Annotated in this window: 9 protein-coding genes and 1 pseudogene; 8 read left to right on the top strand and 2 right to left on the bottom strand. The window is 58.7% G+C overall.

Annotation, left to right across the window (positions count from 1 at the left end; genetic code table 11):
* Positions 1-244: 244 nt before the first annotated feature.
* Positions 245-1,246: a hypothetical protein gene (locus AC1DNG_RS13130; protein ID WP_476887531.1), complete on the top strand. Its 1,002-nt coding sequence runs from the start codon at positions 245-247 to the stop codon at positions 1,244-1,246.
* 206 nt (positions 1,247-1,452) lie between these two features.
* Positions 1,453-1,737: pseudogene (locus AC1DNG_RS13125) on the top strand (FAD-dependent oxidoreductase); the annotation flags it as partial.
* A gap of 21 nt (positions 1,738-1,758) precedes the next feature.
* On the opposite strand, the gene AC1DNG_RS13120 reads toward AC1DNG_RS13125, so the two are convergent.
* Positions 1,759-2,514 carry a hypothetical protein gene (locus tag AC1DNG_RS13120; protein WP_476887554.1) on the bottom strand — a complete coding sequence of 252 codons (756 nt, stop codon included), beginning with the start codon at positions 2,512-2,514 and terminating at the stop codon, positions 1,759-1,761.
* Here AC1DNG_RS13120 and AC1DNG_RS13115 point away from each other — a divergent pair.
* From AC1DNG_RS13115 to AC1DNG_RS13105, 3 genes are read left to right on the top strand one after another with little or no spacing between them, the layout of a single operon-like run.
* Positions 2,476-3,246, top strand: coding sequence for a winged helix-turn-helix domain-containing protein (locus tag AC1DNG_RS13115; RefSeq protein ID WP_476887530.1), 771 nt, complete (start codon positions 2,476-2,478; stop codon positions 3,244-3,246). The two genes, AC1DNG_RS13120 and AC1DNG_RS13115, sit on opposite strands and share 39 nt — an antisense overlap.
* Positions 3,147-3,440, top strand: a complete 294-nt coding sequence (locus AC1DNG_RS13110) for a hypothetical protein (RefSeq protein WP_476887553.1) — start codon at positions 3,147-3,149, stop codon at positions 3,438-3,440. Before AC1DNG_RS13115 ends, AC1DNG_RS13110 begins: the two co-directional genes overlap by 100 nt.
* A complete protein-coding gene (locus tag AC1DNG_RS13105) occupies positions 3,401-3,541 on the top strand; it encodes a hypothetical protein (protein WP_476887529.1) in 141 nt (46 codons plus the stop codon). Before AC1DNG_RS13110 ends, AC1DNG_RS13105 begins: the two co-directional genes overlap by 40 nt.
* Positions 3,542-3,748: 207 nt before the next feature.
* On the opposite strand, the gene AC1DNG_RS13100 is transcribed toward AC1DNG_RS13105, so the two are convergent.
* Complete coding sequence (locus AC1DNG_RS13100) at positions 3,749-5,473, bottom strand: GmrSD restriction endonuclease domain-containing protein (RefSeq protein WP_476887528.1); 1,725 nt, start codon at positions 5,471-5,473, stop codon at positions 3,749-3,751.
* 591 nt (positions 5,474-6,064) lie between these two features.
* Between AC1DNG_RS13100 and AC1DNG_RS13095 the strand changes: the two genes are divergently transcribed.
* From AC1DNG_RS13095 to AC1DNG_RS13085, 3 genes are read left to right on the top strand one after another with little or no spacing between them, the layout of a single operon-like run.
* Positions 6,065-8,233, top strand: coding sequence for a hypothetical protein (locus AC1DNG_RS13095; protein WP_476887527.1), 2,169 nt, complete (start codon positions 6,065-6,067; stop codon positions 8,231-8,233).
* Entirely contained in the window at positions 8,223-9,131 is a 909-nt protein-coding gene (locus tag AC1DNG_RS13090; protein ID WP_476887526.1) for a hypothetical protein, read from the top strand. The genes AC1DNG_RS13095 and AC1DNG_RS13090 overlap by 11 nt, the downstream gene beginning before the upstream one ends.
* Before the next feature lie 43 nt (positions 9,132-9,174).
* A complete protein-coding gene (locus tag AC1DNG_RS13085) occupies positions 9,175-14,610 on the top strand; it encodes a DEAD/DEAH box helicase (protein WP_476887525.1) in 5,436 nt (1,811 codons plus the stop codon).
* Positions 14,611-14,881: the final 271 nt, after the last annotated feature.

Genomic DNA, 14,881 nt, shown 5'->3' with positions numbered 1-14,881 from the left:
CAGCGGCGGAACCCGGGCCCTCTACATCCTGCGACGGACCTCCGGCCGAGCGAACGATGGCGATACCGGCCGACCCAGGAATGATTTTCGTCGCCTTTGATTGGTATTAGAGAGCTCAGGGAAGGCACCTAAACCGCTGCTGCATGTGTACAATTGGGAGACTTTTTGTTATTTCCTGGAAGCTCCAACCCGATTCCGCCAGGAAGGCGCCGGGTCACCGACCAACCACCTTTGAGGGGCGCGCATGACAAATAACGAATCATCCGAGCCAAGCAACTTTTCCAGGGAAAATTCTAAATTACGAGAGGCGCTGAAACGGGAGAGCGATGCCCTGTACAGCGATGCGGATGGCAGCCCTACCTTGCGAGAATCCTTTGTGGCCTATCTCGACGAGCTCGGAACCAGTGCCTCACTGAGAGAATTCGACAACGAAAAGCTTATAGCCAGCCTTGAAAATCAAAGCGCTCTCCGCGCATTCCTGCACGATGATAGTCGCGAGCTACGCTACCAACGGTTCCTTTCTTTTAGCGATAATGTTATAACCGGAAGTCCGATTGATTCAACATTGGATGATGACGGGCTGCTGCCAACAATCCTAAGCGTGGGTATGTTCCAACTAAATCTTGTTTCTCGGGGCAGATTCCTGAGAGGGGGAATCGATAGAGGCTTGCTATACATGGGAGAAGGTTATGTGACTGGGCCCGCCTTGCTATCTGCAGTGAAGGCTGAAGAAAAATGCGCAATTTATCCTCGAGTGTTAGTTACAGCGAAAGCGATGGAGGCCGTCCCGATGCTCACTAGATTTTATGGGCAGATTTCAAGAACCCCTCATAACGATTACATCATAATCGATGAGGATAATTGTTTCTTTATAAACTACCTCGCATTTATAGAGAGTGATTCACCCGTTCGAGAAGACGCCGTTGGAGAAGGTTTGGAGATGCACGCCCAAGCGGTGACGAAGGGTCTCAACGCGTTCAGAAACAACGAAAGAGTTCGCTCAAAGTACGAATGGGCAGCACAGTATCATAACTGGGCGCGACTTGAATTCTTCAGTGACTGGGTAGTCCCAAAAAGCGCCGATCCAAGCAATTACCTAGTGCTAGATGCTTCAAACAATAACGCTCCCTTTGCTGCACGTGAATGCCGGTACATTGCGGATGCCGATACTTCCGGATTCCGAGTAGCACTAGATGACTGTCGTCACTCGATGGACGAGAGGACGTCTACGAAGGCAGACTGGTGACGGTTTGTCCTTGCCCCCACCCGGTCGCGTCGGCCTGGGAACCATGGGCCAGACTTGCGTACTGAGCAGCACGATCCTTCCGCCCGGAAACGTGGGAATCACTATGCGAGCCTCGGCGGGGACCATGGCCCAGAGTAGCCCGGGTGGGTCCTGCCCACACTCAGGTGCACCCTCATTTTTGTTCCACCAACCACCAGTACCGCAAGGACGACTGGCTTCCGTCGGAGCCGGCGCGGCTGAACCTCGAGGCCGCCAACGTCACGTCGGTCCTCTGGGCCACGGGCTACCGGCTGGACTTCAGCATCCTGAACATCCCGGTGCTGGACGAATGGAACTACCCCCGGCACCACCGCGGCGTCACCGAACACCCGGGCCTGTACGCCGTCGGTTTGCCGTGGCTGACCGGGCACGGCTCGGCCATCGTGGCGGGCGTGGGCCGAGATGCCGAATACATTGCTCAGCACATTGCCGGGAACACCGCCGCCCGGTGATAGCGACGTTCCAGACGGTGGCTACCCCTCGAAGTCCACGGGCGCGGCGAGGTCCGCCGCGCTGAACCATTCCCTGGCCCACGCCTGGACCGAGGGGATGGCGAGTTGCTCGGCTACAAGCTCCGGTGCCCCGTCGAACACGGACTTCCCCTCTTCCAGGAGGTCCCCAGTGCCGCTGCCGGCGAGGAGCCCGAAGAGGGCAGGCTGGTCGAGGAAGGGAAGCTTCCCGCCGTCGCCATCGGTCAGCACGCCCCAGCGCGAGGTGAACAGTGAAAACTCCTCCGGACGTTCCCCGTGGTCCGCCGCGAGCGGGCAGGCGTCGCCGTCGATCTGGATCCGCCGGTAGTTGGGCTCCGATTCGTCGAGGGCCATCAGTTGGACATCGTCCAGCCACGAAAGCCAGACCGCTGTGCTCTCCCCCAGCAGCGGATACGGGGCGGCGGCGATGTAGCCGGCCTTGCTCACGTGGGCGGAGTGGCCAACGCCGATGTTGTGGAGTTGGCCCCGGACCAGCGGCACGACCGCGCTGACAGGCTGGCGGTAGTTGGCGAATTTCCGCCGCATCACGTCGGCGCTTGAATTCGAGCCGATGGAGACCACCAGGGAACGGGCGGCCAGCGGTGCCGCGCCGGCCTGCGCGAGGGCTTCATCCACGCCGGCTGAAGGCTCCAGGAACCGGAATTCATTGCCGTCCATGACCCCCGAGGCCACAGGCGGGTCCCACGGATACAGCAGCGGATGGAGATGGCCGGGGCCGCCGGCACCGCTCAGTCCCATGGAGTCGGCCGGGTGAAGCCGTCGGCATCGTGCTGGAGACTAATCAAGGTGGCCCGCTTTCGTGGTCGGGACTTCCAGTGTCCCGCACTTTTGGGGGAACCGGACCTTCGGCGCCTAAGGAAACAGCCAGCGCGAGCCGCTTCGGTGCGAGGCCCTTCCCGTGTGTGGGCCTTGTCCAACAACCGCGTCGCACTTGTTGTCGTACGCTGGAATTCCCGAACACCACGTAACGAGGCAAACGTGCACGGGGACGCCGCCAGGTTCCTGTCCCAGCCGGTGGAGGCCCAGCCCGGCTCGCCCCTCCGGGTTGCCGTGTACTCCCGGATCGCAGAGGCCATCCGCAACAACCTGCTGACGCCCGGCTCCACGCTCCACACCGCGACGGAGCTCAGCGCAGACACGAGGGTCAGCCGCACCGCGGTCCGCGAGGCCCTGGTACTGCTCGACGAGGCCGGTCTCATCCGGGCCCGCCGAGGCGTCGGCCGGTTCGCCGCCGGTCCCCTCCCCGCATCGGCATCGAGCGAATCCGCCCCTTCGAGGAAGTTCTCGGCGGCCCCGGGCAGCACATCGAGATCAAACGCGTCCAACGGCAGCGGCATCCTGCCTCGGAGTTCGTCGCCCCCTTTGTGGGAGTGGAGCCCGGCGCCGACTGCCGGTTCTGGGAGTCGGTCCTGCTCCGCGACGGTGAAGGCGTCGCCCACCTGCAGGAAAACATCTCGGCCCTGCCGGTGAGCCTGGGCAGCAGTTCCGCTGCCGCCGCGCCGTTGGAAGTCGACGACGGCGGCAGCACCCTGCTTGCCAAACTGAACCACTGCTTCGGCCAGATCCTCGGGCCCGGCGAATGCCAGATCAGCCTGAGCCAGGTGGGGGGGGCAGCCGAGCCAAGTTGGTCGACCTGCGAGCCCCGGATCCGGTCCTTGTGCTGACGCAGCATGTCAGGCCCGCGAACCTGCCCTTCTACCTGGCCAAGTGCCTGATCGCGGCCCGTGCAGGGCATCTGTCCGTGATGCAGTCCCTGCAGTCCTGAGCCCGCCCAGGCGACCGCCGACACCAGCCAGGCAGCCGGCACCGTCACGAACGTCCGCAGCACCTCTAACAGTTGCGGCGCGAAGTCGCCGTCGAGCTCCAGAACCGTGGACCGTCAGTAGTGTCGACGTCGACCGGCACCGTCCAAAAGCCCGTCAAAAGGCCCAGTCATCGAAGGGCTTCCTGCCTAAGTCACTAGTCTTACGGCTCAGAGTGTCTCGGAGACGACCGTCGGACCGCACAGCTGTCGCACAATCGGCAGCAGAAGTTCTGCTCTCGCCACGAGAAATTCGTCGTAGTCGTTAATCAGCTGTGCTCCATCGCCCTCGGCGTAAGGTCCCGCCCCGACTAGCTCGTCAAACGGCACGACGTGCGAGGCTAGTCGTTCGCGAATAGCATCGGCACCAAGATCTGCCCGGCTAGTTCGGTCCTCCAGATACTGCAGCGGGGACTTGTTTGAAATGTTTCGATTCGTACTCCACGTAATCAGCGCGCAGTTGAGTGCACGCATTGACCTGCCGGGGTCCAGTTTCGCGACGTTGACGAGGAGCGAGTCCGGAAATAGATGGTGATATTCACGTTTCTCCAAATTCAACGCTGTAGCTGGTTCGTCATCAGCGATGTCTCTAGCTCCGTGCCGCAGCGAAATGGCCAGGATTCCTCGCGCTAGGACCTCACGACCCCGAGGCCACGACGCCGCCGCTAGATCGGCCGCCAGCGGTAACGGCGTGGCATCATCATCGAAAATCGGGGGCGTGATTAGCATTGACTCAGACGCAAGGATCGAGCGAAGCCCCCGGTAGTCTTGCAACGCCCTGGTGGGCGCCGACTGGTCATACCGCCTCGTCAGGAACGAGCGCCACATGTAGGCCTTCACAAGACGACGAGCATTACCAGCGGCGTCCAACGCCTTCGGAACATATTGGTGGAGAGCCGCAATGACCGGCAAGGACGTCACCGAGGGCAAGCGCTGGGCATCGAAGATTCTCTCCTCCTCCAGAATCTCAATAGCCCACTTTATCCCCGCCACGACTTCCTCCCACTCCTTAGCCACTTGCGCCAAGTCCATGCGCTGGTAGCTTCGCTGATTCGCTGGACGGTTAGACCGTAGGGCGGCAACATCCAATGCAAGCGTTCCGACATCCACGTATCGATGTGCAGTTGGGACCGCCGTAGATAGTTCCTCTACAAGGTCGTGGAGCGATTGGCCAGTAGCTTCTTCCAGTTGCGCCACGACGATGTCGAAAGAAGTGAGACGAACTGACGACGTATTCATCTTGATGAATACGTCCAGTGCGACATCCTTGGGGGTCGTCTCGCTCAAACTGAGATACGGGACGTTGTAAGCGGCGATTTTGGCAGCAAGCTGATGAATGCGATTATTTTCGGTCCACGCCCGTTCGTAGTCTCCCCCGGTCGCTTGGAGAGCCCAGGCATCGCGTTCGGCAGTTCCAAGAGGGTTCAACAAACGAAGAGGAAGATAGCCGCGATTTAGGACTTCAGCTGCATCGTCACACCACAGCGGATAGGTTGCTCCCCGTCGATCCCATCGGTATTGACCCAGGACGCGCGGAACTTCTGCCCCGTCTTCGTCCTCGTCGAAGCGCACGTAATAAGTCCGATTGGGATAGTTATCGTGGAGCGCTCGCCACAGCGCGGTCAGCCGCTGTTGTCCATCCAGAAGGTGTTCGGTAACTCTGTCGCCGGCCTGTAGAACCGGAGCGGACTCGAGCTCTCTGCTAGCGAAGAGCTCTTTCGCTCCGACCTCAAGTGTCAGGACGGCACCCGCTGGCAGCCCACGCAATACGGTCTCGATTAGGCTAGCCACCTCGTTGTGGCTCCAGGCTTCGAACCGCTGAAAGCGAGGCAACCGTAGTCGTCGACCTTGTATGGCTTCGAACCACGTCTTGAGTGGGCGGTTTAGGGCTTCCAAGATAGCCTCCGGGTATTTGGTCTGTTAGATCTCGAAAAAGCGTCAAGGTCAGTATTGCCGATCTCCGCGCCATCAGGGCGTCGCCGCGTTGATCAAGCCAGCACTTCCGACGATGTCCACGCCGGCGGGGTGATCGCCCCAATTCAGCCGGGACGAGCAACTGTCAGTTGAAGCAAACGGATTCTTCCCCGAATGCCGCCCTAATTTAGTACGGAGACGCGTGTGGGCGCCGCCGAGATCGGTCGTCCTCGGAGGTTGCTGGTGCGGAACCTCCATCAGTCCGAAGCCCGGCACCGTCAGATCCGGCTGCGGGGCTGCCAACAGGAGGCGTTTGGCAACCCACCCAGCGCCGGGACATCCTGTCCCACCAGACGTTCTGCGCCGAAAGGGCAGGAAGCAGGGGCGGAGATCGACGAGGTCTCCATGGAAGGGTGCGACGGCCACGCCGCGTCACACCACCGGATCGTGCAAGGCTGGGTGGACTAAACGTGCGCAACTCCGTGGTCCTCCCCGGCTTCTACAGTTCCCCTGACATGGCCGGCAGCACAATGAGTCTCCCGCGTGCAATGGTTTCGGGGCCCGGGGGTTGCGGTGGCTCAGCAGGCATTCATTGACCTGCCACTCAGTGAGGTTCTCCCCCGCCCGCAAAGGTTCCGCGGCTATCCAAGCCAGAAGCTCGCGCCGTTCCGCATTGTTTCTCGGGTACGTGAATACAATCATGACGTGGGGGACAAGGAACTTTTGGGGAATCATATGGACTACGACAGGTGGCAGTCGAAGCTGTCCGATGAATTTTTCCCGATGAACCAACCCGATGAACCTGTCATCATGTTTCTCGATGATGAGGAAATGGCGCGGATTTGCCCTCTCCTACCTGATCCCGTGGGGTCGCTGCGCTCGGCTGTTCTCGCGGAGCTCCGGCAAACCGACAAGTCAACAATATTCGAGCCTATTGACCGGCGGCTCGCCTCCTGGAGGAAAGGTCCGCAGGAACAACCCCCACCATGCTTGCCTCTGTTGGCCGTCACCGTCATCGCAGGATCCAAAATGCGCAACGACGGGAAATTCTCCTCTGCCGCTTATTACCCTCGGCTGGTCAGCCTGATGACGTCGGGTAAAAACAGACTCACCGCCACCGGGATTCATAAGCACTTCGATGTAGTTGCTGAGATGTGGCAAACGCTCGATGACTGGATAGAAAGAAACCACGATCTCTTAGGCCCGAGCACTATCCGCACTCATGAGACCTTCAACAGAATCGGCTATCCTCTTTCTCAAACCGTGCTGAAAGCGTCCGACCGGGATCGGTTGTCCGGTTTTCTTGACCGGCTCCGTGTTGATCGGAGCTCCGGGTCATCACCGGATCAGTTGTTGGCCTTACTCCGCCTGTGGCTGGACAAACCGCGGGGATTCTCGACGGCATTCGTGGACCTTGTTCAAAAGGGCTCGGGAAATCCGTTGCTCTTGGCGGTGATTGCTAAATTGGCAGCCGAGCAAAGTTCCGAGCCGACTGCGGCCAAGGGCCGTGTGCGGCTGGACCTGAGCATGTGTATTGACCCCGAGGACTGGTCGATCAGCTGGGTGATCCCTGTTGATTCGCGGTTGGAAACGGACGAGCTTAGGCAGGACAACGGTTCACTATTCTCGATCCGAAAACCCGACTACGGATCTGTCTACGACGTTGTAACGGGCAGCCTCCCCCAAGTCGCTTCTCTGATTAATCACCGTTTTCGGGCAACAGGAGGCAGAGCTGTCCTGACCAAGAATGTGCATCAAATGTGGATCTTGCGCATCGATCCTTCATCGGGTCACTGGCAGTCGGTGCCGGAGGCCACTCCGGATGAGCCCCATCTGTTCGTTGTGCAGGACACCGATGTAGCCGAAATGGACGAGCTTCTCACCAAAAGTGCCGCGTCCGGGTACTGGCAGCTTCGCGGCAAGGTCTTCCCAGGATGGACCGTATATGTAGATGTGTCCTTGGTGGAGCCGATTGACTTGTCAGCGGCAGGGTCGTTCAACAGTCTTGGCCAGCTCCTGAAGGCAACTCCCAGCTCGCGGCCCAAACTTGCGAACGGTCTTGAATTGCGGACGGATGTCGGGGGCCGCCACTACCTCCTCGGGGGAGAGCCGGATGTGCGGCTTCCAGAGGAATCTTCTGACGAGTACGTTCACGTTGTCCTTGACAACAGACTGCCTGGCACACGAGTGAAGGCCAACGGTTCGCTCTTTCCTCTTCGGCTCGCCGGGCCGTTTACGGAGGGGAAGCACACTGTTTCTGTCGCTGGTTTCACCTTGGATTTTTTCGTCCACTCCACCGGTTCTGCCGCTCAGTGGAAGGCGGCCCACACCAAAGGTCACGACGATGTCGTTCCTCCGGCTCCCGTGTCAGAAGTGAGAGCTCCCGAGTATGTGCTTTGTAGACGAGGACGGGATGCCGCTGTTTGGTTCGTAGCGCCCTCGGGACTAGTGCGAAGGTGTGGCGAACCTCCTATTCCCCCCTTCATTACAGGGCTCGGATTCTCTGAGTCCTACCAGTGGAAAATCTCTGTCCCGAAGGGTACAACGTGGGTTTTGACTGAACGGGCAGGAAAGTTATCGCAGCCCCATCTGATTGCGGCTGATCCACCGAACTTCGGATTCATAGACGGCCCGGCCCAGGCTTTTTGGCGCCGGGCCGCTAGGGAAACCATCGGTAACCCGGACCACTTGTGGAGATCGTATTTGTCACAGTCAATGGAGGACAGCATCTATGGACGGTGATCGCGTCCTGGAGTGGTTGAGTTTTCGTGGTCATGGCCGCCTTTCTGACGTGACGTCATCAGTCGCCGCGTTGATGGACGGTCATCCGCGGGCCAGAACGAAGGCGGCTCGAGCGTATTTGCGGCGTTTGGAAGTGTTGGGGCATCTGGACTTGCTGTGGTCGGAGAGCAAATGGCGAATTCGGCCAACAGTGTTGACGCAACTTCCAGGGTCCTCGGCGTTTGCATTGGTCATAGGCGAACGAACAGGGGAACTAGAGGACCGGCTCGAAGCGGAGGTTGTGCTGCACAAGGTGGGACCCACGAAAACCGGGACAGCGTCGCTCGGCGACCCAGGGATCCTTCTCCTTGAATACGACAGTGAAGCAGAACTCATCGAGGTTGCCGCCCACGCAGGAGCATCGTTCATCCCTTGTGCTGCATTGTCGGTGGCCGCGAATCTTCCTCTGCTCGGTCCCGGACCTCGATCAGCGGGACCCAACACTTATGGGTCAGCAGTTGAGATGTTCAACGTCTTCCACCGGGAGTTCACTCGCGTTGAGGCTTTCCGCCGGGATGGACTGTTCAGGCAAACGGTGAACGGACGGTGGCAATACTGGTTGTTCAGATCTGGCTTCTGGTCCTCAGTCGGCTACGCGGAAGGTATGTGCCTGACCATGTCCGAGGTGGACAGCAAGTGTCTCCAGTTGAAGATCCTCGAAGATGTCGAAGATCCCATCGGGACACTCCGTGTTAATGCCACCCTGCCGCTTCCCGTGCAACACCGGCAGGCGCTGGCCCTGTGCAGCGGGGTCAGCCCCGTCAAGACTCCGGGCCGAGCGTGGACCTACGAGAATGTGCCCAACTCTGTTGCTCTGGCCGTCGCTCGATCGATTCATCAACACCTGCAAGTGCGCTAGAGAATTTGCAGCGCTCCCGCTCTCTCTACAGAAAGCCGACATCGTGCCATTGGACATAGTCGAGACGTTTAACCACTTGCGGGAGTCGTATTTTCGCTATTACGACACACCGTTCGGACTCGCTGACAAAAACCTCGAAGCGGAACGACGCAGAATCCTCGACAAGGACAACGGCGTCTATCGGGAACCCTTCATCGAACTGCGCCCCGAATACGTGGCGTCCACTCGGTCCTTCGAGGACTCAGTCCAAAAGGCCCATGCATCGAAGGACCTGGTTGAGTTCGCGCGGACCGGTCTCATCCCTGCCGGTCGGGACCTGTACACCCACCAGGAGTCAGCGCTGATATCCGTAGTGAAGGAGAAACGCAATGTGGTGGTGACCGCAGGCACCGGTGCAGGTAAGACCGAGGCTTTTCTTCTGCCTCTAATGTCTAACCTTCTGGCCGAATCAACCTCTTGGACCGGTCATGGATCATCTTTCTCGACATGGTGGAGAGGGGCAAACAGTCCGTTCGTGCCACAGCGGGAGACAGAGATTGGACGCACCAAAGCTGTCCGCTCCATCATTTTGTATCCGATGAACGCGCTGGTTGATGATCAGCTCATCCGGCTGCGGAAGGCACTGGACAGTGACGCGGCCCGGACATGGTTGGATAAGAACAGGCGCGGGCACCGCTTTTACTTCGGCCGGTATACCGGAGCTACGCCCGTCACAGGAGCACTGGACAACAACGTTGCTGTGGGGAATCTACGCTCCTACCTTCAAGATATTGATCATCGCAGCACGCAGATGCAGCAGCTCGATGACGAAGCTAAGTACTTCATGCCTCATCTGGGCGGAGCTGAAATGGTCTCCCGGTGGGACATGGCCCACGCTGCCCCCGATATTCTCATCACAAATTATTCGATGCTCAATGTCCTGCTCCTGCGCGAGCGTGACAGCCGGTACTTCGACTCAACCCGTGAGTGGCTTCAAGCCAGTTCTGAGCATCGATTCACATTCGTCGTCGATGAACTGCACTCTTACAGGGGTACCGCCGGCACCGAAGTCGCGCTGCTCATCCGCAACCTGAAGATGAGGCTCGGACTGGCTGAAGACTCCGACCAGTTCCAAGTCATCGCCGCCTCAGCCTCCTTGGAATCCAACCGGGACGAAGCCTTCGTCGAGGAATTCTTTGGTGTTCCACGCGAATCATTCGACTTCCTTTCCGGACAACTCATTCGCGCAGAGGATCCGTCTCTTGACCTGTCGGAAACGGGATTCGCAAGCCCGGAGGGAGTCCCGGGCCACACAGACGAGCTCACGGGATCCAGTGCCCTGAGTAACGTCTTCTTCCTGGCCGAAAACGGGGAACCCCAATCAAAACCGCAGGCGAAGTCTCTACAGCAGATGGAACATCATCTATTCCCAGCGCTGCCTGAAGGATCACGCCGTCAGGCAGTACAGAAGCTCTTGAAAGCCGCCGCAGCACCTCCGGAAAAAACAGGCGGGGTCAAATGGCCTTTACTACGAAGCCATCTTTTTTTCCGCAACGTACCGGGCATGTGGGCCTGCACCGACCCGGCGTGCCCTGAAGTTCAAGAAGGAGGCAGTCAGAAGCGTCCTGTAGGGCGCCTGTACTCCGAACCGGTCAGCCGGTGCCTATGCGGCTCCAGAGTACTGGAATTCCTGTACTGCCAAAATTGTGGAGACGTCTTCTTGGGAGGGTACGTACCCGCCGGTTCGACCCAGCCTCCGGGAAAGTCACTCACCCTGTTGGCGGACCTGTCCGACATAGAACACCTACCCGATCAGGTGGGTCTCGAACGGACAGCCAATAACTACCTTCTTTACTGGCCCCAGAAGCAGAACCCGGATCTGGAGGATCGAGAATGGACTGCCGACGGCAAAAAAGTAGAGTACGCATTCCGACGCTCGATCCTCAGGCCCGAGACGGGCGAGCTCCGTCCGACCGGTAGCAATGACCACACAGGCTGGACGTTCCAGGTAGCCACGCCAGCAGGCAAGCGCGGCCAGAACTCGGGTGTGTTCAAACGGAACCCCGAGGAGTTGTCGCCGTTCCCTACGCGGTGCCCTAATTGCGCCGATGACTGGGAGATAACCCACACTGCTGATGGGATCGTGCCGGCGTCAGACAAAAAACGTCAAAGATCACCCATTCGGGCCATGCGCACCGGTTTCGAAAAAATAAATCAGGTGCTCATCACAGAACTGCTCCAAGACCTCGAGCCCGCGAACCGGAAAACCATCGTCTTCACGGACAGCCGACAGGACGCCGCCAAATTATCGTCCGGAATCAGCCTCCGGCACTACCAGGATCTGTTGCGGTTGCTCCTCCGTACAGAACTTGCGGCATCAGATCAGGTTGCAGCCGATATTCCTTTAGCCAAGGAACATATCGTCGACGGAAAGAAGACCGCAGAGTCCAAGGAAGCGATCAAACGCCTGCGCGCCAAGGATCTGAACGCATTCACCCTCCTGCAGGACGTGTGGGACCTTGAGAGTGACGTGCCGGAAACGCAAGCCATCCGCCAGCTTGCTCAATCTCCTTCACTTCCCGTACTCACTGACCGTGTTAGTCAGCGGCTGGTGGAGATGGGTATGAATCCCGGCGGTCCATCGGCTTCCCTCCAGCAAACTGACGAGAAGGCCCCCTCATCCTGGTCGCTTATCTACCGCTGGGATCCTTCACCAGCACGAAAAACAGACCTATCCACTGCCCAGAAGAAGCTCGAGGATGCCATAGACAAAAACTTGCAGAAGGAGATCATTGACGGGTTGTTTTCTGGGGTAGGACGCGACTATGAGTCTCTGGGTTTAGGTTGGGTTGGACTCGTAGAATCTTTCAGCACCGCTCAAAATGTCCCATCCTCTCCGGCTGCCATCGCACAGTCCAGCCTGCGCATTCTTGCAGGCATGCGCCGATTCGCGGGTATGCGAAACGTATCCGACACGCCACCGAGGAAGCTGAAGACCTTCTGGCAGGCGGTCGCGGCGAAGTTCGACATGGACATTGATGACGTTCAGACGTCGGTCCGGAAGGTATGGGGCGACGCAGAATCCAACTTCCTCATCCACGCCGACATGGCAACTATCTACCAGCCCGCCAGCAGCGAATGGACATGTCAGAACTGCCGACGGCGGCACCTGATATACGGGTGCGGGCTGTGCACGTACTGCGGTAAGGACCTCCCAGAGGCAACTGCTCATGGGACAGATCTTGATTACTACGGGCATAAGGCCACTTATGGACAGGGCCAATTCCGTCTCACAGCGGCTGAACTGACCGGCCAAACCGATCGGCTCGCCGCCCAATCCCGACAGGCCCGGTTCCAGAATGTTTTCCTCAACCAGACAGAGAACAAGAAGTCCGATGGGATTGAGCTACTCTCTGTCACCACAACGATGGAAGCGGGCGTCGACATTGGCGCCCTCGATTCCGTCATCTTGGCCAACATGCCACCTACCCGCTTCAACTACCAGCAGCGCGTAGGGCGTGCCGGCCGACGTCTAACGCCCATGGCGGTGTCACTCACCGTGTGCAGGGGGCGCAGCCACGATGAGTATTACTTTGGACGGCCTGAACTCATCACCAATGAACCAACACCCCAGCCTTACCTGGCCCTTAACCGTCCCGAAATTTATACACGTGCTTTGAGAAGTGAAACGCTTCGGCGTGCATTCATCGCCTTCACCGACGCCCTTTCTCTGGATGACGGATTCTCCGGATTAGGCAACAACACACATGGCCAGTTCGGGTTGGTGTCGGACTGGGCCAGGGTGAAGCCGCTGCTAAGTCAATGGCTCAATGACAACTGGTCAACAGTTGAGGAGGCTGTGACAGGTTTAGCGACGTACACGAACCTAAGCCAGAATGATTTGGACATCGCACGTGCGAGTATCGTCTCCCTGGCTGAGGATATTTCCGTGGTTGCCTTCAGTGACATGCCCGGCCATTCCGACCTTAGTCAGCGGTTGGCCGAAAGCGGTCTCCTGCCGATGTTCGGGTTCCCCTCAAAGGTTCGGGACCTCTATCTCAAGAAACCAAGCTCCGCTTTCCCCTGGCCGCCGGACAATGTGATTGACCGCGATGCAGCGATGGCAGTTAACCAGTTTGCTCCCGGCAGTGAGCTGGTACGCGACGGGAAGATTTATCCTGTCATCGGACTGGCCTCCTTCTACCCCGCTGGTCGCGCAGTCACGGCTGAAGACAATGCATTGGGCGACGAACGACTAATCGATGTATGCAGGCAGTGTGCATACGTGGAAGAAAAACCAACAGGCTCAGAATACGCAGCAGGCTCTTGCCCGCAGTGTGGAGCCGACCCCGGAATCTTCAGTACCATCGATCTCCGGGAGCCCCAGGGATATCGCGCAGGCACCCCCCGAGACTTCGACGGCAACTTCTCCTGGTCACCCAAGTCGACCTCTACCCGGGCCGTGGCCGACCTCCAAAAACTGCTACCCGTATCCCTCCCCGGTTCAGTCGCATATTCGGGCCGCGGGAAGAGGTATGTGATCAATGACAACTCCGGCAAATCCTTCCAGTTCAAGCAAGCCCTCCCGAACGATTACTGGGGCGGCTACATAGCCATGGCTCCTGATGGGACGAGCGCCGTGCACACCGACCAGTCCGAACCTTCCATCGCTGCTGCGCTGGGAACTATTCAACCGACGGACTTCCTGTTCTACGGACCGCAGTCAGCAGTAATCAAGCCTGCGGGGCTACGGCTGGATCTGAATACCGGAACGCCTCAACAACATGGCGCATATGACTCTATTCAAGGCCGCCGGGCCGCTTGGTACTCGCTGAGCTTCCTGATGAGGACGGTGGCCGCGAAGAAACTAGACATTCAGTCCCAAGAATTCAACGCCGGAATCTATACCGGACTGAAGGACGGCGAGCCAACCACGTTCGCTTTCCTTGCCGACACCTTGGAGAACGGTGCGGGCTTCAGCAGCCACCTGGGAAGACCCGAGATCCTTCACGAATACCTCGCTGAAATTGACACCTACCTGGAAGAACTGGCAGGTGAGCACTCCCTGGAGTGCTCGTCTTCCTGCTACCGCTGCCTGCGCGATTATTCGAACATGGCGTACCACGCACTTCTTGACTGGCGCCTGGCTAAAGACCTGAAAGGTGTACTCGACGGTCGGAACTTGACCATTGAGCTGGACAAGCAGCGGCAGGCAATCACGAACTGGGCGGCCGTCTACAACGTCTCCATACTAGAGAACAACTTTGCCGCTTGCGCATTGTGGGACAAACCAGCCGAGGGCCGGATCGCGGTGATTCTGCGGCATCCCCTGGAATCAGGAGAAGCTGCCCTGATGTCGGACAGGCTAGCAAAGGCAACAGCACAAATTAACGCGGAACACCCCAACCTGGTTGGAGTGGTCTACGTGGATACATTCATGCTTGACCGCAAGCCAAGCCATGTCCTCAATCTCTTCCGAAGCCTGGGAATCAAAGCTTGAACCTCCGCCGGTCTGCTTGAGACTGGACGAAAGGTGATGTGATGGCGCAGCCAGAGGCCCGTTTGACGTCGAATCTTTGGCTTATCCCACAGTCTGCCGCCCCGGTCTTAGTGCTGCGCCTAGCTGGGCTATGAGTCCTGTCTGGCGCGTGCTGGGGGATGACGGTGCGCCCTCCGAGGAGCGGAGCGTTCAGAGAAGCGTGTGAGGGGCCCAGTGATTTGGTGGTTGGACAGGCATATGAGTAGGTCAACCTGATTCAGGACCACTGAGA

The organism is Arthrobacter sp. 01T425 (assembly GCF_056398725.1).
The sequence above is the reverse complement of the archived record's forward strand: the minus strand, read 5'-3'. Positions and strand labels throughout refer to the sequence as shown.